This window comes from Vreelandella titanicae BH1 (assembly GCF_000336575.1).
Lineage (GTDB): Bacteria > Pseudomonadota > Gammaproteobacteria > Pseudomonadales > Halomonadaceae > Vreelandella > Vreelandella titanicae.
Genome location: NZ_AOPO01000003.1, coordinates 289,137 through 308,217 on the forward strand (window position 1 = coordinate 289,137; position 19,081 = coordinate 308,217).

The window sequence follows — 19,081 nt, forward strand, 5'->3', positions numbered from 1 at the left end:
GGCTTACTCAGGCTGCACGGCAGCGTTTTTAGCAGGGCGGACACGCACGGTTGCGGTCATGCCGACGCTCAGCAGGGTGTCATCAGGAACGTCTTCTAGTGCAATGCGCACCGGAATACGCTGAGCCAGGCGCACCCAGCTAAAGGTGGGCTCCACTTGCGGTAGCAACTGCTGGTTAAGGGTTGTGTTGCTATCGGCAATGCCTCGGCCAATACCCACCACTCGGCCCTCCAGATGGGTGTCGCCGTTCATCAGAATCACATCCACCGGATCGCCCATGTCGATCGACGTCATTTTGGTCTCTTCGAAATAACCCACGACATAGAAGGAATTATCTGCGATTAGCGCCATTACCGGCGTGCCGCGATTAGCGTAAGTGCCAGCGGTAAGGTGGACATTGAGGATATGGCCGCTTACCGGCGCGGTTATTTGGGTGCGCGCTAAATCAAGCTGGGCACTGGCCAGCTCCGCCTGAGCCTGCTGTAAATCGGCGGCGGCAATGCGCGAGTTGATCTGGGCAATCTGCTGGTTTTCTGCGCTAATCGCACGATTGTTGCTCAACTGGTTACGTCGACTCTCCTCGGCGCGGCTTAGCTCCAGGGTTGCTTGGCGATGGTCAACCGTGGCCTGGGCGCTGTCCACCGCCGCTTGGTAACGCGTGTTATCGATCTCAAACAGCGTATCGCCTTGGGCAACATGGTCGGTGTCCACGACTTCAAGTGTGCGTACCCAGCCAGAGACATCGGGGGCAATCGTCACCACTTCCGCATGAACCCGAGCGTCACGAGTCCAGGGGGTATAGAGGTAGTAGTGCCATAGCCATGCACCGGCGGCAACGGCAATGGCGACAATAACGAGGGTGAGCAAAATACGGAGCGAAGGGCGCATCGGCGATTCTCTCAAGGGCTGTCTTAAGGGCTTTGAAGCAAAACAGTAAAAATGAACGTGGTGGCAGCGGTGAGGATGACAAATAATGAAATGTCGAACCACGCCTCGTACCAGAGCGCGTACTCGCCGACCACCCAGTGCAGTAGTGAACGAATGGTCAGCGTAGCCACAAAGCCGATCAGCGCGTAGATCAACAGAGGGCTTAAGTAGATGCCACCGACAGCGATTTCGTGAAGACCCATAACATCCTTAAGTGGCCTGGAAGTAACGACAATGGGAGGCGCTAAATGGGGCTAATGACGTGCCAGACATTTATCCCCTGCCAGTGAAAGTGATTCAGCACCAGTATAGAGAGCGAGAGCATAGTTTGCCTTATAACGGCGAACGAGGTGTAGGTTCGTGTGCGGTGGCCCTGGTTGGGTTCATTCCCAGCCCCGCTCGCGGGTGTGCTAAAGTGCAGCTTCGTTGTTTTCCTTTGTTTATCCTCTGAATAGTTGACTGTTGCCCGTGAGAACAGATAGCCGCCTCTCTCGTATGCTGCATGTGCTGCTGCACATCGCGCGGGAATCCCAACCGATTACTTCAGAGCAGATTGGCGCCATGCTGGGCACCAATGCTGCCGTGGTGCGGCGCACTATGGCGGGCCTTCGTAAGGCGGGCTATGTAAAGTCTGAAAAGGGGCACAACGGCGGCTGGCGCATCGCCTGTGATTTGCACAGCGTAACGCTGCTGGATATACACAACGCCGTAGGCGGACCGCGCATTTTCGCCATCGGCACCGACCGTGATAACCCGGACTGCGCGGTAGAGCAGGTGGTTAATGCGGCGCTTTTTGATGCCATGCGCGAAGCAGAAGCGCTACTGATCGACCGCTTGGGAGCGGTCACGCTGGCGGAACTAGCCACTCAGTTTGACGATATTGCGACGCGCAAAGGCTACCAGCTGCCGACGCCTTAATCTTCACCACCAACCCGATTAGCGTTAATCGGCATTCTCAACATTGCCATTGACCTCTGTACGCTTTTTAATGTATCAATAAAAGATACATGAAATGAGTTTATTCACCATGGGCTTAAAAGACTGGGTGTACACGGAGGAAGGGCAATGAGTTTTGATGCAGTGATTATCGGTGGCAGCTACGCAGGCATGGCGGCAGGGCTACAGCTAGCCCGAGCAAGGCGGAAAATATTACTGATAGATGCGGGACAACCCCGTAACCGTTTTGCTTCTCACTCCCATGGTTTTTTAACCCAGGATGGTGCACCACCCGCAGAGATAGCAGCAGAGGCCCGTAGCCAACTGATGGAGTACCCAACGGTTGAGTGGCGCACGGGGCGGGTGGAGGCAGTAACGGGGACGGCTGATAATTTCTTGGTGGCGCTGGCCGATGGCAGCACCTATCAGGCACGGCGCATTATTCTGGCCGCGGGTGTTACCGATGAGCTTCCAGGCTTAACGGGGCTCGCCGAGCAGTGGGGAAAATGCGTTTTCCACTGCCCGTACTGCCACGGCTATGAGCTGGGCAAAGAGGGTATCGGTGTGCTGGCAACCTCAGAACTCGCGATGCACCATGGTTTGATGCTGCCCGACTGGGGCGCAACCACGCTGTTTGTTAACGATGCCTTTGAACCCACTGCTGAGCAACTGGCTCAGCTTAAGGCGCGCGGTACTCATATCGAATATGGCGCAGCGGCACGGCTAGTCTCCCAAACAGAGGTTGGCGTTGAGCTGGTCATGCAGGATGGTCGGGTGTTTCCATTGGTGGGCTTATTTGTCGCGCCGCGCATTCACCTTAGCCCGTTAGCAGCTCAATTGGGATGCGAGCTAGAGGAGTCTCCCATGGGCTGCATTGTTAAAACCGATGCAATGCAGGCCACTTCAATCCCCGGTGTTTTCGCCTGCGGTGATGTAGCCCGCGCCGCAGGGTCGGTCACCTTTGCCGTGGCTGATGGCGCCATGGCCGGGCTTTCTACACACCGGTCGCTGATGTTTGGGTGTTAAGCAAAAGACTGATCTATGTAGAGCCGCCAAGGGGCATGAAGAGTGCCACTTGGCGTGCACTAACTGATCTAGCGCTTCATGCGCATGACGATGATTAGCTGTGTTGCTGCACCTGCAGCGGCAATAACCCCCGCGCCAATGGCTAATGTCGAAACGGGAAGGTGGAAAGCCAGCAAAACGCCCCCGAACGCCGCGCCTATCGCACTGCCTAAATAGAGCGCTGATTCATTGAGTGCGACCGCCAGGTTACCGTCGCCGTGGGCTTGGCGTGCACGAACGAGTTCATTGTTTTGTGGCACTTGAAGCGCCCAGCCCACAGCACCCCAAAGCGCAATTGGAAGTAACGTCAGCAGTGGGTGAACCGACGCCGTGAAAGGTAGAGCAATGAGCGCCAAAAAGAGCAGCAACATAATCGCCAGGGTAATCACAGGGCCGATAAACCTGTCCACCAGAGGCCCAATCAGAAAACTGCCCACGACGCCGCCAATCCCCCACACCCATAAATAGCCGGTAATTGACTGAACAGCACCTGACTCGGTGGCCGCCATAAACGGGGCAATAAAGGTATACATCCCCAAACTGGCCACAGCGCCCAATAAGGAAACCGCCAGAATGGCCATGGCATGAGGGCTTCGCAAAATAGCGAGCTTGCGAACAAGTGAAAGCGTTGGTGCGGATGGAAGAGCAGGTAGTTTTACCTGTAGCCCCGCGTAGGCGATTAACCCAAGTGCTGAAATAAGCCACATCGCTGACTCCCAACCTAAACGCTCTGCTAGCAACAGGCTGATAGGCACCCCCAGTACCGTGCCGCTCGCCATACCGCCCATAATGATGGCAATCGCTTTACCGCGGTGGGCCTCAGCCGTTATGGCGGCTGAGGCGGCAATGCCCATGGCAAGGTAAACCCCTGCGCCAACGCCAGCGACCGCCCGCCATATCGAGAGTGATATAAAACTGTTGGCTAGTGCGCTGGCGATATTTGCCACAATAAAAACGGCTAACGCTAGTAGTAAACCCAGGCGTTGGTGCTTGCCAGGTAGTAGCGCAACGACGACAGGCGAGCCTAAGCCATAGGCTAAGGTGAATGCCGTGACTAACTGAGCAGCCGTGGCCGCAGAGACACTAAAGGCGTCTTCGATGAGGGGAATTAGCCCCGCAGTCACATAAGAGGCCATCCCAAGTGCAAACGCACCCAGTGCCACGAGATATACCGATAGACGAGATTGGTCAGCCATAACGCACTCCAGGCATAAGCATTAGAAAAGAATCCGCCAGCGCTGTTTTGCCAGCGAAGGGCTATTCTGGAGAGGCTTTAAAGGGGGTACAATTTAACTATTTATGCTATTACTAAAAGTGATAAGTTATTCAAGGTAATAAAATGACCGCTCCACGGACGCTGACTCGAACGCGGGAAGACCTAGCTGAGTTTCTACGCATGCACCGAGAGAAAATCGCACCAGAAGAGGTGGGGCTTCCTCGTGGCCGCCGAAGGCGTACGCCGGGGTTAAGGCGTGAAGAAGTCGCCGCTTTAGCAGGCGTGGGGCTGACTTGGTATACTTGGTTGGAGCAGGGTCGCGATATCAGCGTATCGGCCACTTTTCTGGACAATCTATCCAAAGCGCTCAAGCTGGATGCGGCTGAGCGCCGGCATCTATTCTTGCTTACCCATCAGCGCTTACCCTCTGAGCTAGGCAAAACCTGGTGCAGCGTGCCGCCGCTGGTTCAAAGGTTGATGGACGACCTGCCTACGCGACCTGCGTATATCCTGAACTTGCGCTGGGATGTGCTGGCGTGGAACAGCGCGGCCAATAAGCTGTTCAACTTCTCTTGCCATGCACCAGAGCGCCGCAACATGCTGTGGTTGTTATTTACCGACCCTGCCATGCGTCAGCGCTTGTCACCCTGGGAAACGCAGGTCAGCCAAATGCTATCCAGTTTTCGCCGCGACTTTGCCCGAGCGGCGCAAGACCCCACCATTGATGAGCTTGTCGAAGAGTTAACCAAGGTCTCGCCTGAGTTTAAGCAGTTGTGGAAAACCCAGGAGGTCAACGCCCCTTGCCAGGGAGTACGTCATCTTCACCTTGAGGAGTTAGGCGAGGTAGCGTTCGAGCACACGACGTTAACCGTTGATGAAGAGCGCCACCTACGGTTGGTTTATTATGCCGTAAAGGAGGCGGATCCTCAGGTCGCTGCTTTTACCCGCTGGGTGAGTGACGACAAAGGCGCGAGGTAACGGTGGAAGTTAAGCGAACGTGGCCACAACGTCGTCTATGAAATGACGTAGTTTCGGCGTCATGCGTTGATCTGCGGCGTAGAGCAGGTGCATTGGTCTTGATGGCCCAGCATAGTCTGGCAAGATGCGCACCAGCCGCCCAGTGGATAACGCCTCCGTCAATGCAGCTTCGTAGCCCAATGTAATGCCGAATCCTTCCAATGCTGCGCGAAGCAGCCCCTTCCAGTCGTTGATTTGTAGCCGCCCGTTCACGGAAGCGTCGAAATTGCAGTTGTCGCGACTGAAGCGCCACTGCCTGCCCAAGGTGCCGAACCAATAGGCGAACCCCAGACACTCATGCTCAACCAGATCCGCAGGCGTCTCCGGCTCTCCATGCTTCGCTAAGTAGGCAGGCGAGGCGCAGGCGATGAGCTGGTAGGGGGCAAGCGGACGTGCCACCAATGTGGTGCTGTCGCTGATGGGCCCGAGGCGAATGACAGCTTCGTAACCTTCCTCGATAGGATCGACCAGACGATCCGACAAGGTGAGGTCGACCTCCACCTCTGGGTACTTACGAAGGTAGCGGGTGACAAGAGGCACCAGGCTTTGACTGCCAAATGTGACGGGCGCGTTGATTCTGAGGCGACCCCGTGGAACGGCCCGGGCCTGTTCCGTCAGCGCTTCGGCCGCCTCGACTTCTGCAAGGATAACCTGACATCGTTCGTGATAGAGATGTCCGATCTCGGTCAGGCTCTGTTTGCGCGTGGTGCGGTGCAAGAGCCGCGACCCAAGCAGCTGCTCCAGGGCCATGATGTGTTTGGAAACCATCTGCGTCGATAGGCCGAATTCTGCGGCGGTGGCTGTGAAAGAGCCAAGATCGGCAACCCTCACAAAAATAGCCATGCTCGTTAACCGATCCAGCATTATCAACTCTCAGTGGATTATTAAGTCAATAAAGACCTGTTTATCACGTTTGAGTAACGCAATAAAGTACTGCTTATCTTAAAACGGTCGGGAGAAAGACATGCGGATTGGGGTTATTGGTGCGGGCTTTATCGGACAAGCCTTTGCACGCCAGGTGATTGCGGCAGGCCATGACGTCATGATCAGCAACTCGCGGGGGCCGCAGACACTCAGCAGCATTCCGCCGAAAATTGGAGCACAGATTGGCAGCCTGCATGAAGCCATAGGCTTCGGCGAAATTATACTGATCGCCATTCCTTTTCATCAATATGCCACTCTTCCGGTTGAGCCACTGCGTGACAAGATAGTGCTGGACGCCAATAACTACTATCCAGATCGAGATGGATCGATCCCCGAACTGGATGAGCGCTGGGCGACGACGAGTGGACTGCTGGCGCAGCATTTGACAGGCTCCCGTCTCGTGAAGGCATTCAACGCGATTCTGGCCTCCGATCTGGAGAAGGGTGGGCAGACGCTGCCTTCGGGAAACCGGCGCGCCCTACCGATAGCGGGAGATGACGATGCGGCTAAGGAGAGCGTCGCAAGGTTGGTGCGACAGTTCGGCTTCGACGTTGTCGATGCTGGGTCGCTGGCGGAAAGCTGGCGTTTTGAGCGCGCCAAACCAGCTTACTGTATACCGTTTGATCGGGAAGGGGTGCGTCAGGCGCTCGATGAGGCTCAACGCGACATTGATATGCCGGAAGGGTCATGGCGTCGGTGAAAGACAAATAATGAGAAAATTGGCTGTGTATTGAAATCCAAAGACTGGAGGTGAAAGCAGGCGGCTGATCTGGCCCAGGACACCTTCCTTTAGCAAACTTCATGAGCCGCGTAGCGTTCTGACCACCATTGCCCGCCGGGTGTGGGTGGACTATGGCAGGAGAGATGATTCTGAGGTTTAAGAGGGAAGAATTGGCCTACTCAAAAGCGCCAAGTAGCACCCAGCAAAGGACCGCTCATCGATATATCGATGCGTGTACCCGATTCGTCTCTATCCACTGCCAAATGGCGATAGCCTGCTGATAAGTGGAGCGCCTTACTGATTTGGTAATTAGCGGTAGCCACTACCTGCCAGGTGCTATCAGAACCAATTCCGAAGCCACCAATATCGGCATGCACTAATGTTGACCACTGGGGGCTCCAGGTGGAACGCAGTCGAGCGGCTAAAGTCGGGTCGATCCAACGTTCGGTCTCGCTTGCACTAACTCCCAGCGCGGGCACATCTACTTCCGCCTCAATCCGCCAAGCGCGAGCGCCCGCCAGTAAATCTAAGTATTGGCTCGAAGTATTGACCACTTGATAACCTGCTGCTGCAGTTAAAGAGCGTTGGCGCAGCTTGCCCTCTATAGCAACGCCAGGAAGCAGCGTGCTCTCGTGGCTAAGCGATGCCCAGGTAATGTCACCAAACAGCACTAGGCGGTCGCGGCGTGCGCTGCCAGCCATGAAAAAGGCACCATCAAGATCATCAAGTACATTGTTAAATGAGCGCGATGTACTAATGGTAGGAGCAGTCGCCAGAGGGCGCACATCGCCAGCTAAACCCGTCATCCAGACATAAGGGGTAAGCTGGAAACGCCAAGCATCCTCTTGGGCATTGGCATTCGTTGCAAAGCCTATCGCTAAGATGCTGAAGGCAGTGATAAACGGGCGTAATTTGGCTATCACAGAAATCCTTATACATTGTCTTTATAGATGCGTCCGCCCTTCATGATCAGTCGCAGATTGCGTTCAGGGTCATGAAGGAAATCAAGATTCTTACTAGGGTCACCGTTTACTAAAAGTAGATCGGCCATCGCGCCCGGCTCTATTTTACCGAGCGTGCCAGGGTAGGGGTTGCGTGATCCTGATAGTGAAAGAAGCTCACCATTGCGGCCAGTCGCCATGGCCAACACGGTAAGTGGGTCATAAAAGCGAGTCAGCTTGACTAATTGACGCAGCTGGTTGGGGGTATTTTGCGGGGTAAATAAAATATCAGTGCCCCAGGCTGTCTTGATATCAAAACGTTGGGCTAGCTCGTAGGCCTGCACGGTGCCTTCGGCTACTTGTTGTTGTGCTTCGCGGCGAGCGGCATCGGGATAAACATTTGCATCTTCATCTTGCAAGAAAGGCTGAAGGCTCCACCATGCGCCTTCCCCTGCCATCATCCTTACGGTTTCTTCATCGGCGAGCTGCCCGTGTTCGATGGATTTAGCGCCTGCCCTTAATGCACGCTGAATACCTCGGGAGGTATAAACATGCACCATGACATAGGTACCCCAGTCTTCTGCCGCATCCACCGCTGCGCGCAGCTCGCGCTCGCTGAATTGGGTGCTATCCAATGGGTCATAGGTAGACGCCACGCCGCCACCTGCCATCAATTTGATCTGTGAAGCTCCTAGCATGAGTTGTTCACGGGTACGTCGTAATACTTCTGCTTCCCCATCGGCAATGACGGCTACGCCTTGGCGTTCCTGTTCACTAAGCGGTGCGTTGTTGGCCCGTGGGATTTCGTAGCGCATTCGAAAATCACCATGGCCGGAGGTTTGGGAGATCATGGCTCCTGCTGGAAGTATGCGCGGTCCAGCCACAATTCCTTCATCAATAGCACGCTTCAGTGCAAAGGATGGCCCGCCCGCATCTCGCACTGAAGTAACGCCACGCATCAGCGTTCTCTCTGCTTCCTGAGCCGCCACTAGATGGATATAGCCTAGATCGGCGGTCATGGCGTCTACTTGGCTAATAGCCGCCAGCGTCGTGTGCCAATGGGCATCAATCAAGCCTGGCATTAATACGCTACCACCACAGTCGATGATTTCTGCGCCTTCAGGTGCGGCATCACCAGGCAAAATAGCCTGGATACGCTGCTCTTCAATACGTACTGAAACGTTGTCGCGTAACGCCGCGCCGCTGCCGTCGAATAGCCTTAGATTGGTCAATAATAGTGGGCCATCAGCCCGTTTAGGTTGAGCGCTTATGGCGGTGGGTGCGCGCAGACCAGAGAAAAGTGCCATTACTGCAGCGGCTCCTCCCATGAATTGGCGGCGGGTAATATCTGCCATCACACGCTCATGAAAGCGTTGTAGTAACGGTGAACCGCAACAGCAAGCCCCGTGTGAGTGATTTAGTGGCGACTGCAATAAAGAGTGGGCGGCGGCGGGAGGCATAGGCGGCACCTTATCTCAGTAGCGATGTGGTAAGTGACATCTGGAGCGACGTTGAATAGCCTTGCATATAAGTAAATTAGAATGAGGGAGTGAATCGCGCAAGCTGTAATCAGTGATTGGATAAGCTTCCATGCAGTTGCCCCTGTAACTGTTCTGCTAAAAACTCCATAAACAGTCGGGTACGCTGTGAAAGCGTGGTTTGGCGGTAGTACACGGCGTTCACAGCTTGGGTCTGCATTTCTGTGCAGTCGGGTAGTACATCCACCAGTGTGCCGTTGTGACGGGGAGTGATGGTCATAAAGTCGGCAAGGCAAACGATGCCTTCTCCTGCCATGGCCAGTTCTATTAGCGTACTTCCGCTGGAGGCCGCCAGCGTTGGGGTAATATGTAAGGGCTGGCCATCGGCGCGGCGCAGTGGCCAGCGGTTGAGATGATCGAGCTGGCTGAAGCCTAGCAAGCTGTGATCTTGAAGGTCGTCGATGCTTTCCGGCGTACCGTGGCGTTCAAGGTAGGCGGGGCTGGCCAGAAGGCGCAGCGGGCTGTAGCCAAGGAGGCGGGCGTGCAGCGACGAATCTTCCAGTTTGCCAATGCGGATGGCCAAATCAACCCGCTGTTCCAACAGGTCGACAAAGCGGTCGTGGGTGTCGAGTTCCAGCGTAATACCAGGGTAGCGTGCGCGGAACTCGCCAATCACCGGCACAATCACGAACTGCATAAAGCTGGGAGCGGCGTTGATCCGTAACCTGCCTTGAGGCTGATTGTGGCGATCCAGCATCGCCTCTTCGGCTTCTTCCACGGCTGCAAGAATACGGCGGCAATGGTTTAGGAATGTTTCTCCCTCCTCGGTCAGCTCTAGGCGACGCGTGGTTCTACGTAGCAGGGTAGCGCCGAGTTTTTGCTCCAGGCGGTTGAGCGCACGGCTAACCCCAGAAACGGTAATGCCAAGACGTTCGGCGGCACCGGTGATTGAGCCGCTATCGACGACCGTCACAAAGGCCTGCTGTTCTTCAAGGGTGCTTTTCATAACATTACTGGTTGCCTTAATAGTAAATATCAGGACTATTGATTTTAAATCAAAAGTGTCTTGCTGAAACGTCGCTATTTTTCCGCATGCTTTGAATCCACAATACCGCTCATTAAACGCCATGCCAAAGTATATAGGTATGGGTATGCTAGCCATTATGGGAGGTTTTATTGATGAAAGTTCTGTTGATTAACGGCGGCAAGGCATTTGCCCACTCTGGCGGTGAACTCAATAATACGTTGCACGGTGTGGCGGTGAGTACGTCGCAGGAAATGGGCTATGAAGTGCGCGAGACGGTGATTGATCAGGGCTATGATCTTGATACTGAGGTGCAGAACTACCTGTGGGCGGACACGATTGTGTATCAGATGCCTGGCTGGTGGATGGGCGCGCCATGGATCGTCAAACGTTACATTGATGAGGTGTTTACAGAAGGCCACGGTTCGCTTTACGCCAGCGATGGCCGCAGCCGCCAAGATCCGACCAAGCAGTACGGCAGTGGTGGCCTGCTGCAGGGCCGTCGCTATATGCTATCGCTGACATGGAACGCGCCTTTGGAAGCGTTCGATGAGCCTGACAACTTCTTCGAAGGGCGCGGTGTGGATGGTGTCTACTTCCCGTTCCATAAGTCTCAGGAATTTATCGGCTTAGAAGCGCTGCCAACCTTTATCGCCAACGATGTGATGAAGATGCCGGATGTCGATCGCGATAAAGCGGCTTATCGTAAGCATCTGCGCTGCGTACTTGGCTAGGTTTCGTCGGTTGATATCTCTTACAAGCCCTAAGTACGACTCAATCGATGGCGAAGTTTAGGCAGTGTACGGGCAACGGGGGACAGGCGAGTGGACATGATGAGCGCCGCAATGGCGGCATACATGGCCCACTCCTGCATATCCGCGCGCACCACCCAGAAGAAGTGCAGCAGTACCAGCCCCAAAATGGCGTAGGAAAATTTGTGCAGCGGTTTCCAGCGTTTGCCCAGGCGCTTCATTGCCCAGCGGTTGGAGGTGGCACCCAGCACAGCAAGGCCGATCAGCGCGATCATGCCGACGATGATGTAGGGGCGTTTGACGATCTCGCTGCCAAGCAGTGCCCAGTTAAGCCCCAGAATAAACAGCGCGTAGCTGAGCATATGCAGGGTGGCGTAGGCGAGCGTCCATAGGCCCAGTTGGCGCCGAATCAGTGCAAAGCCTTTCCAACGGGTGAGCTTGGTAAGTGGGGTAAGGCTGAGCGTGAGCAGCAGCATCCACAGTCCGCCGATGCCGATATTCAGCAGCAGGTAGCGTCCCGGTTCGGGGCCTGCGGCGTTATTTGCCACCTGCCAACTCCAAAACAGCAGCGGTGCTAGCGCGGCCAGAAACACGCCCACGCGCCATGCTAACCATATACGTGGGCTGGCCATTAATAATTTTCCTTTAAATCCATACCCGCATAGAGCTCGGCAACTTCGTCGGCGTAACCGTTAAACATCAGGGTATCAATGGTGTTGGGGTTGAACAGGCTGTTGGGCAGACGACGCTCGGTGGCTTGGCTCCAGCGGGGGTGGTCGACGTTGGGATTCACGTTGGCGTAAAAGCCGTACTCGTCGGCGGCGATCTTCTGCCAGGAATTCACCGGCTGTTCTTCCGTCAGCGATATCCGCACAATCGACTTGATGCTCTTGAAGCCGTATTTCCACGGCACGACCAGCCTCAGAGGGGCGCCGTTTTGATTGGGCAATTCCCGGCCGTACATACCCATGGCCAGTATCGTCAGCGGGTGCATGGCTTCGTCCAGGCGTAGGCCTTCCACGTAGGGCCAATCAATGATCGAAAACGAGGAGCGCTGCCCGCGCATTTGCTCTGGATCCACCAGAGTTTCAAAACGTACGTATTTGGCTTTGCTGGTGGGGTCGGCGCGTTTGATGATATCGGCCAGCGGAATACCCAGCCAGGGAATGACCATCGACCATGCCTCAACGCAGCGCAGGCGGTAAATGCGCTCTTCAAACTGCGAGGGCTTGGCGAAGTCCTCCAGGGCAAAGCGCCCGCCGTTATTGACCTCGCCATCGACCACCACGCTCCAGGGCTGGGTTTCCAGGCTGCCCGCATGGCGGGCAGGGTCGCCCTTGTCGGTGCCGAATTCGAAAAAGTTGTTGTAGCCACTGGCGTCATCAAAGGGGGCAATTTTATCTTTGTCAGGATCGCTAGGGGTGACGGCTCGCCACTGGGTTTCGCTGATTTTCTCCTTTAACCACGCTGGTGCATCGCCTTCGGGTACATCGGAGTAGTTGTCGTTAGCGCGGACGTGGCCGGATAGGGCGAGCCCTGCACCTAGGCCTGCGATACCGCCCATAAAGCGCCGCCGGGAGAGGTAGATAGATTCCGGCGTGACATCGGATTCGTGTAAATCACTCGGTTTGGCAATCTTTATTAGCATTGGGTGTCTCCACTAAGGCCTTTGTGGGTAGCATACGAGGTGAGTGCAGCATTCGATATTAATGGGTGTAGTAAGTTCGCCAAAACTTACACAAAACCCTTACGATTTAAATTGAGCCTGTCGGGGTAGCTGGTCGCCCCTGTGGTGAACTGTTGATAAGGAGTTCGTGTTCAGATGATCGAAGCCCGGGGATTGACCCGTATTCCTCTGCGTAATGCCGTCTTTGTTGCCTGCCTGATTCTGCTGTTGGTTTCGCTGGTGGGGGTGGTGTTTTCTTTAGCATGGCTTTGGGGCGTGGCGATTTTTGGCATGCTCGCTGGGCTGGGGCTTTATGATCTACGCCAAACGCGGCGAACGGTGAGCCGTAACTATCCTGTTCTGGCCCATTTTCGCTATGTTCTAGAGTCTATTGGGCCGGAAATACGTCAGTATTTTATCCAGTCCGATCTTGACGAACGACCATTTTCCCGCGAGCAGCGCGCTGTGGTCTATCAGCGTTCTAAAAATGAGAGTGATAAAAAGCCTTTTGGCTCCCTGCTGGATATGTATCAGCCGGGGCATGAGTGGATCAACCACTCGCTACTTCCCCGGGCTATCGAAAACAGTGACTTCAGGATTCGGGTGGGCGGTAGCCGCTGCAGCCAACCCTACCTGGCGAGTGTTTTCAATATTTCGGCAATGAGTTTCGGTTCGCTTTCGGGCAACGCTATCGAGGCGCTGAATGCGGGCGCTGGTAAAGGCGGTTTCTATCACGATACTGGTGAAGGCTCTATTTCCGGCTATCACCGCAAGCATGGAGGTGATCTCGTCTGGGAAATAGGCTCTGGTTACTTTGGCTGCCGCAACGACGATGGCTCGTTTAATGCGGAGCGCTTTGCAGCTAACGCCAGTGTCGATCAGGTGAAAATGATCGAAATCAAACTTTCCCAGGGCGCCAAACCGGGCCATGGCGGTATATTGCCAGCGGCTAAGGTAACTGCCGAAATTGCCGAAGCGCGAGAAGTCCCCATGGGCCAGGACGTGATTTCACCCGCTGCCCATTCAGCTTTCTCGACGCCGCTGGAACTGATGGCATTCATTGCCCGCCTGCGTTCGCTTTCTGGGGGTAAACCGATCGGCTTCAAGCTGGCGATTGGCCACCCCTGGGAGTGGTTTTCGATCGTTAAGGCGATGCTAGAAACCGGCGAGCGGCCTGATTTTATAGTGGTGGACGGTGGCGAAGGAGGAACCGGTGCGGCACCGCTGGAGTTTATCAATCGTATAGGTGTGCCTTTAACAGAAGCCGTTACGCTAGTGCATAACACCCTGGTGGGGGCCGGGCTGCGCGAGGAGATTCGTATCGGCGCGGCGGGTAAGATTATGTCCGGTTTTCACATTGCCCGAACCATGGCACTAGGGGCTGATTGGTGCAATTCGGCCAGGGGCTTTATGTTTTCATTGGGGTGTATTCAGGCGCTTAACTGTCACTCCGACAAGTGCCCCAGCGGCGTAGCTACTCAAGACCCCAACCGCAGCCGCCATCTGGATATTGCCGATAAAACAGCGCGGGTCTACCACTTCCACCGCAATACCTTAAAAGCGCTGGCGGAAATGCTGGGGGCCGCAGGGCTTAGCCACCCTAGCGAGCTGGGGCCCGAACACATTATCCGGCGTGTCTCGGAAAACGAGATTCAGTCCTACGATCAGATATTCACCTTCTTAAAACCCAATGAACTGCTCAATGCAAAGTGCGAGCACACGGTATTCAAGCACTATTGGGAAAATGCCCGAGCCGACTCCTTCCAGCCGCCTGCGCAGGTTGCTCGGTTGCGCTTTACTAAGTTGGAGTGATCGTGGCGCTTAGCCTAGATTACTTTGTTTCCACTGCGCCGTTTAGAAGGGAGCCCCCATGGCATCTACCCGCCGTGAACTGATACCACTGATTGAGCAGGGCGTGATACCGCCTGAACAGGTGACGCGCGCAGTGCAAGCTTCTGGGCTGCACCCTTCGCCTCGCGCTTGGGCGCTGTTTATTGATCGCTTACTGCTGTGGCTAGGCGGACTGGCGCTGGCCTTCGCGGTGCTGTTTTTCATCGCTTATAACTGGGCTGAGATGGGCCGTTGGCTGCGCTTTGACGTGGTGCAGGCAGCGATGGTGCTGGCGGTAGGCATCGCCGTTTGGCACAAGGCCAGCCCGATGGTTCAACGTGTGGCGCTAACCTCGGCCACTTTATTGGTGGGCGTGCTGTTGGCGTTGTTCGGGCAGGTGTACCAAACCGGTGCCGACCCCTGGCAACTGTTTTTTACCTGGGCGCTGCTTGCTCTGCCCTGGGTCTGGGTGGCGCGCTTTGAGCTGCTCTGGGTGTTGTGGCTGGGGTTACTCAATTTGGTCGTCGGGCTCTATTTTCGTACCTGGGGCGGGCCGTTTGGCGTTTTGGTCAGTAGCGATGCCGCGCTTTGGGGGCTGTTTGGGCTCAATACCCTTGCCTTGGCGACATGGGAATGGGGGGCTCGTTGCCGGAACTGGTCACGGCAGTGGGCACTACGCTTGCTGGCGGTGGGTAGCGGGGTGCCTATGACGCTGTTAACGATGAGGTTGATAGTCGATGCAGGCCTCGTATGGTCGCCAATGCTGGCGATTTACTCACTCTGGCTGGCGGTGCTGTATGGCGTTTATCGCTATTGGCGGCCTGACCTGTTTATGATCGCAGGCGGCTGTGTCTCGGCGTTAACGGTGACCACACTGCTGCTTGCCAGGCTGTTGCTCTGGGAAGGCGATTGGCAGGAGGGAAGTCTGCTGCTGATCACCATCGCGGTACTGGCGATGGGCGCTGGGGCCGTGGTATGGCTAAAGCGGCTACATCGGGAGATTTCCCAGTGACGAACAACGTTAATGATTTAAGCGTTAGGCTGAGCCAAGCGGGTATTCCGTTAAACGAGCCTACCTCCCCAGCGCAGTTGCAAACGCCTTGGTTTGTACGTGCGCTGCAGGCCTTTTCAGGCTGGTTAGCGGCGCTATTTCTGCTCGGCTTTATCGCTATGGGCGTGGTGTTCGTGGTGGAGAGCCCCGCCGCGTCGTTGGGCCTGGGGCTTGTGATGATCGGCGCGGCTTATGGGCTGTTTTGCAAAGCTCGCGGTGATGTGCTCGAGCACTTGGCACTTGCGGTTAGCTTAGCCGGGCAACTGCTAATAGCGTGGGCGCTGGTCGAGTTCTGGAATGTGTCCACTTATTTGTGGTGGTCGCTGCTGGCCTTACAGTGCGCACTGGCGCTGGTAATGCCAAGCCAGGTACATCGCACCTTTTCAGCCTTTACCGCCAGCTTGGCGCTCTATATGGCTTTGGCAGTGAACGCTATGGCGCCAGCAGCGGGTGGATTGGTGCTGTTGGCACTGGCGCTGCTCTGGCTGAATGAGTTTCGCTGTTCTGGCCGTATTCAAGATGTGCAAGCATGGGGCTACGGCCTGTTGATAGGCCTGCTGGTGATGCAGGGATTAGCGCATAGCGGCCACTCCTTTGCCTTCTGGTTTGACGCACAGAGCACTAACGCTTTTGCATGGTCAGCACCCTGGTTGAACGCCGTGTTCGTGGCACTCTCTCTGGCGTTGCTGCTCTATACCATCCCTCATTCCAAAACCCATTGGGGGTTGTATCTCAGTCCTTTAGCGCTGCTGTTGGTCTCATTTTATGCACCGAGTGTGGGCCAAGGTTTGGTCGTCGTACTGTTAGGGTTCGCGATCGGGCATCGCCTAGTGCTGGGGCTTGGAGTGCTTTCTCTGCTGATGGGCATTGGCAGCTATTACTACTGGCTGGACGCAACACTGTTAACCAAGGCTCTAACGTTGCTGGTGTTGGGGGGAGGGCTGCTGGCGCTACGTTGGACGCTGCTCAAGTGGTTGAGCGTAGCGGAAAATAGTCCGTCGACCTCTGTGGAAGGACATGGGAAATGATGCTGAAAGCCAAGCGAAATCGCTGGATCATAGTGTTAACCACCGTCGTTGTGTTGGTGGCGGTGAACTGGGCAATTTGGCAGAAAGAGCGTCACTTAGCCGAAGGTGAAATTGTTTACTTGGAACTGGCGCCCGTCGACCCGCGCTCATTGATGCAGGGCGACTATATGGCGCTAAACTTTGCGCTGGGTAACCAAATTCAAAGCGCGCTTCATCAGAGTGAGCGTGATGAAGACTCGCTGAAAACACGTAACGGCCATGTGGTGGTGCGTTTGGATGAACAGCGTATTGCTCACTTCCAGCGTTTGGATGAAGGTACTTCTTTACGCGATGACGAACAACGCCTGCGCTACCGGCTACGCAATGGTCAGGTACGCTTTGCCACCGATGCGTTTTTCTTTCAGGAGGGGCACGGTGAGCGCTATGAGCCAGCGCGTTATGGTCAGTTTAGGGTGAATACCAAGGGCGAGCCCTTGCTGGTGGCTTTATACAATGCAGAATTAACTAAGTTAGGAGAAAGCGTTAAGTAAAATTTACTTTATCTGGCGAGCTGTTCTCATCTCACTTTTCACTATTGCATTCTGTCTTGCTTCATTCAGTAAGGTAGGCTGTACTTTGTTCCTCCACTGACATGGATAGTCCAGTAATGACGCTGGACTGGCTCGATAGGGCCGGTCGGTGGGTAGTCAAACTGACCCACTTCAATGAATAAGGCATTTATGAAAGCAAACAGCTCGTGGCTCGCATGGGGTTTGTTGGTGATGGCGCTGACCTTTTCCAACCTATGCGCGGCACAAACTCAAGGAGGAGAGAGCGAAAGTGAGCGGTGGTTTACCATCGATGCGTTAAATACGGGGCTTGGTGAACCTCCCGAAGAGGCAAACCGAGTAACACCGCGAGAATCGATCAGGAGTTTTCTGAAGCTAACGGATCAGGAGGAGTATGAGGCCGCTGCCCATATGCTCAACCTTTCCGAGTTCTCAGAGGATGAACAACGCGAGCAGGGGAGTGAACTCGCCCGGCAACTGGCAGAGGTTTTTCAACGCGGCGATTGGTTGAGCGTTTCCGATCTGCCCGGTCGCGAAGACGCGGTGATTGAAGATCCCGCAGGCCAAAACCCCCGCGTTGGCGAGACCCGTCGCAACGTTGAGGTCTCCTCTTTAAAAGCCGATGGCGAAACCTACGATATCCGCTTGGGTCGATACCGCGTGGGTGACCAGGAGCCAGTCTGGCTAATCATGCCTATCAGTGTGTCTTATATTCCGGCGCTGTATGAACAGTACGGCCCCTCAGCTCTGGAAAGCTATATTCCCGAACGCTTCCAGACCTCGTTTGGCGTCCTGAGAATTTGGGAATGGATCGCGATTCCCTTGTTTGTGCTATTTATCGGGCTCGTAGGGTGGGGAGTTCACCGTCTGATCAGCTTGATGTCGAAATGGTTACCTTCAGGAGTGTCGAGCATTTTTGCCAGCCAAATCGGTATGCCTGGGGCGCTGATTGCGATGTCGCTGGTTACCCAGATGGTGCTGGATTATGTGGTGTCGTTTTCAGCGGTTGCCACGACGACCTTCCGAGTTTTACTCATCAGTATTTTGGCCTGGGGAGTCGGCACGGTTGCGTTGCGCTTAGTGGATACCATTATGCTGCGTTTAACGCGGCGTATTGTGGGGGAAATCGATGATACCAAGCCCAGAGACGAGCGCAGACTGCTAACGTCGCTCTACGCGTTGCGCCGGGTCATTATTCTGATCACCGTTACTGGCGTATCCATCTACATACTGGGTCAGGTTCAGCTTTTCGAAACTCTTGGCTTATCGATTCTGGCGTCTGCCAGTGTATTGGCCGTATTAGTGGGTGTGGCGGGCCAAACGGTACTTGGCAATATCCTCGCTTCATTTCAGTTATCGTTTGCTAAACCCATTCGCATTGGCGATTTGGTGATCTTTGAAGACGAGTGGTGCTATGTCGAAGGTATTTTTTATACCTTTATCCGGTTGAGGTCATGGGATGAGCGGCGTTTGATTGTGCCCGTTACCTATTTTACTTCTAAGCCATTCGACAATTTGTCGGTAAAAAGTACCAAGATGTACCGCTCATTGACGCTGACGCTTCACCTAAGCGCCGATATAGGACTATTAAGAGATAAATTCCTCGAATTCGCTAAAGAAGAAGACAGCGTTATCGAACACCATAAGCTGCTCTGCTACGTAACGGCACAAACAGGAACGGCGCAAACCGTCACCTGCTACCTCATGACTTCAGACCCTTTGGCGGGTTGGACAGCGGAAATGAATTTGCGCGAGAAGCTGTTGGCGTTTATCCGCGATAACCATCCAGAGTGGTGGCCACGTGAAATTGTGGTTATCAGTCACAACGATATCGCCCGCGGGGCGCAAGGCAAAAGCTCGGGGGAAATGGATAGTGTTGAGGTGAAACCATCTGAATAAAGGGGGATTGTGCAGCGGAAGATAACGCTTTTGCGTATTTTATCCATAGAGTAGTCTT

General features: G+C 54.9%; 19 protein-coding genes. 10 read left to right on the forward strand and 9 right to left on the reverse strand.

Features of this window, described 5'->3' with window-relative positions:
• Positions 1-3 precede the first annotated feature (3 nt).
• Positions 4-888, reverse strand: a complete 885-nt coding sequence (locus HALTITAN_RS08690) for an efflux RND transporter periplasmic adaptor subunit (protein ID WP_039858879.1) — start codon at positions 886-888, stop codon at positions 4-6.
• Between the two features lie 23 nt (positions 889-911).
• Complete coding sequence (locus HALTITAN_RS08695; RefSeq protein ID WP_022519635.1) at positions 912-1,130, reverse strand: DUF1656 domain-containing protein; 219 nt, start codon at positions 1,128-1,130, stop codon at positions 912-914.
• Positions 1,131-1,395: 265 nt separating this feature from the next.
• Between HALTITAN_RS08695 and HALTITAN_RS08700 the strand changes: the two genes are divergently transcribed.
• Both HALTITAN_RS08700 and HALTITAN_RS08705 read left to right on the forward strand, forming a co-directional pair.
• Complete coding sequence (locus HALTITAN_RS08700; protein ID WP_027957229.1) at positions 1,396-1,845, forward strand: Rrf2 family transcriptional regulator; 450 nt, start codon at positions 1,396-1,398, stop codon at positions 1,843-1,845.
• Between the two features lie 147 nt (positions 1,846-1,992).
• On the forward strand, positions 1,993-2,889 hold the full coding sequence (locus HALTITAN_RS08705) for an NAD(P)/FAD-dependent oxidoreductase (RefSeq protein WP_009286865.1): 897 nt from the start codon (positions 1,993-1,995) through the stop codon (positions 2,887-2,889).
• Between the two features lie 68 nt (positions 2,890-2,957).
• On the opposite strand, the gene HALTITAN_RS08710 is transcribed toward HALTITAN_RS08705, so the two are convergent.
• Entirely contained in the window at positions 2,958-4,124 is a 1,167-nt protein-coding gene (locus HALTITAN_RS08710) for an MFS transporter (protein ID WP_009286866.1), read from the reverse strand.
• A gap of 143 nt (positions 4,125-4,267) precedes the next feature.
• Here HALTITAN_RS08710 and HALTITAN_RS08715 point away from each other — a divergent pair, with 143 nt between their 5' ends.
• On the forward strand, positions 4,268-5,122 hold the full coding sequence (locus tag HALTITAN_RS08715) for a helix-turn-helix transcriptional regulator (protein ID WP_009286867.1): 855 nt from the start codon (positions 4,268-4,270) through the stop codon (positions 5,120-5,122).
• Between the two features lie 9 nt (positions 5,123-5,131).
• Here the strand turns inward: HALTITAN_RS08715 and HALTITAN_RS08720 are convergent, their stop codons facing one another.
• Positions 5,132-6,025 (reverse strand): LysR family transcriptional regulator, encoded by an 894-nt coding sequence (locus HALTITAN_RS08720; protein WP_022519631.1) that lies wholly within the window; start codon positions 6,023-6,025, stop codon positions 5,132-5,134.
• Between the two features lie 100 nt (positions 6,026-6,125).
• On the opposite strand from HALTITAN_RS08720, the gene HALTITAN_RS08725 reads away from it, so the two are divergent.
• On the forward strand, positions 6,126-6,785 hold the full coding sequence (locus HALTITAN_RS08725) for an NADPH-dependent F420 reductase (protein WP_039858882.1): 660 nt from the start codon (positions 6,126-6,128) through the stop codon (positions 6,783-6,785).
• Positions 6,786-6,985: 200 nt separating this feature from the next.
• Here HALTITAN_RS08725 and HALTITAN_RS08730 read toward each other — a convergent pair whose 3' ends face one another.
• From HALTITAN_RS08730 to HALTITAN_RS08740, 3 genes are all read right to left on the reverse strand, one after another.
• On the reverse strand, positions 6,986-7,729 hold the full coding sequence (locus tag HALTITAN_RS08730) for a hypothetical protein (protein ID WP_009286869.1): 744 nt from the start codon (positions 7,727-7,729) through the stop codon (positions 6,986-6,988).
• Positions 7,730-7,737: 8 nt separating this feature from the next.
• Positions 7,738-9,102, reverse strand: coding sequence for a metal-dependent hydrolase family protein (locus HALTITAN_RS08735; RefSeq protein ID WP_235270469.1), 1,365 nt, complete (start codon positions 9,100-9,102; stop codon positions 7,738-7,740).
• A 214-nt stretch (positions 9,103-9,316) separates the two neighbouring features.
• Positions 9,317-10,231 (reverse strand): LysR family transcriptional regulator, encoded by a 915-nt coding sequence (locus HALTITAN_RS08740; protein WP_039858884.1) that lies wholly within the window; start codon positions 10,229-10,231, stop codon positions 9,317-9,319.
• Between the two features lie 173 nt (positions 10,232-10,404).
• On the opposite strand from HALTITAN_RS08740, the gene HALTITAN_RS08745 reads away from it, so the two are divergent.
• Positions 10,405-10,983: an NAD(P)H-dependent oxidoreductase gene (locus HALTITAN_RS08745; RefSeq protein ID WP_039858887.1), complete on the forward strand. Its 579-nt coding sequence runs from the start codon at positions 10,405-10,407 to the stop codon at positions 10,981-10,983.
• A gap of 29 nt (positions 10,984-11,012) precedes the next feature.
• On the opposite strand, the gene msrQ is transcribed toward HALTITAN_RS08745, so the two are convergent.
• On the reverse strand, positions 11,013-11,633 hold the full coding sequence (msrQ, locus tag HALTITAN_RS08750) for a protein-methionine-sulfoxide reductase heme-binding subunit MsrQ (protein ID WP_009286872.1): 621 nt from the start codon (positions 11,631-11,633) through the stop codon (positions 11,013-11,015).
• Complete coding sequence (msrP, locus tag HALTITAN_RS08755; RefSeq protein WP_009286873.1) at positions 11,633-12,649, reverse strand: protein-methionine-sulfoxide reductase catalytic subunit MsrP; 1,017 nt, start codon at positions 12,647-12,649, stop codon at positions 11,633-11,635. The genes msrQ and msrP overlap by 1 nt, the downstream gene beginning before the upstream one ends.
• Positions 12,650-12,823: 174 nt before the next feature.
• On the opposite strand from msrP, the gene HALTITAN_RS08760 reads away from it, so the two are divergent.
• From HALTITAN_RS08760 to HALTITAN_RS08780, 5 genes are all read left to right on the forward strand, one after another.
• Complete coding sequence (locus tag HALTITAN_RS08760) at positions 12,824-14,479, forward strand: FMN-binding glutamate synthase family protein (protein ID WP_009286874.1); 1,656 nt, start codon at positions 12,824-12,826, stop codon at positions 14,477-14,479.
• A gap of 58 nt (positions 14,480-14,537) precedes the next feature.
• A complete protein-coding gene (locus tag HALTITAN_RS08765) occupies positions 14,538-15,509 on the forward strand; it encodes a DUF2157 domain-containing protein (RefSeq protein WP_039858890.1) in 972 nt (323 codons plus the stop codon).
• Positions 15,506-16,576 (forward strand): DUF4401 domain-containing protein, encoded by a 1,071-nt coding sequence (locus tag HALTITAN_RS08770; RefSeq protein WP_051051964.1) that lies wholly within the window; start codon positions 15,506-15,508, stop codon positions 16,574-16,576. The genes HALTITAN_RS08765 and HALTITAN_RS08770 overlap by 4 nt, the downstream gene beginning before the upstream one ends.
• The gene (locus HALTITAN_RS08775; protein WP_009286875.1) at positions 16,573-17,106 is read left to right on the forward strand and encodes a GDYXXLXY domain-containing protein; all 534 of its coding nucleotides are present in this window, start codon (positions 16,573-16,575) and stop codon (positions 17,104-17,106) included. Before HALTITAN_RS08770 ends, HALTITAN_RS08775 begins: the two co-directional genes overlap by 4 nt.
• A 189-nt stretch (positions 17,107-17,295) precedes the next feature.
• Complete coding sequence (locus HALTITAN_RS08780) at positions 17,296-19,023, forward strand: mechanosensitive ion channel family protein (protein WP_039858893.1); 1,728 nt, start codon at positions 17,296-17,298, stop codon at positions 19,021-19,023.
• Positions 19,024-19,081: the final 58 nt, after the last annotated feature.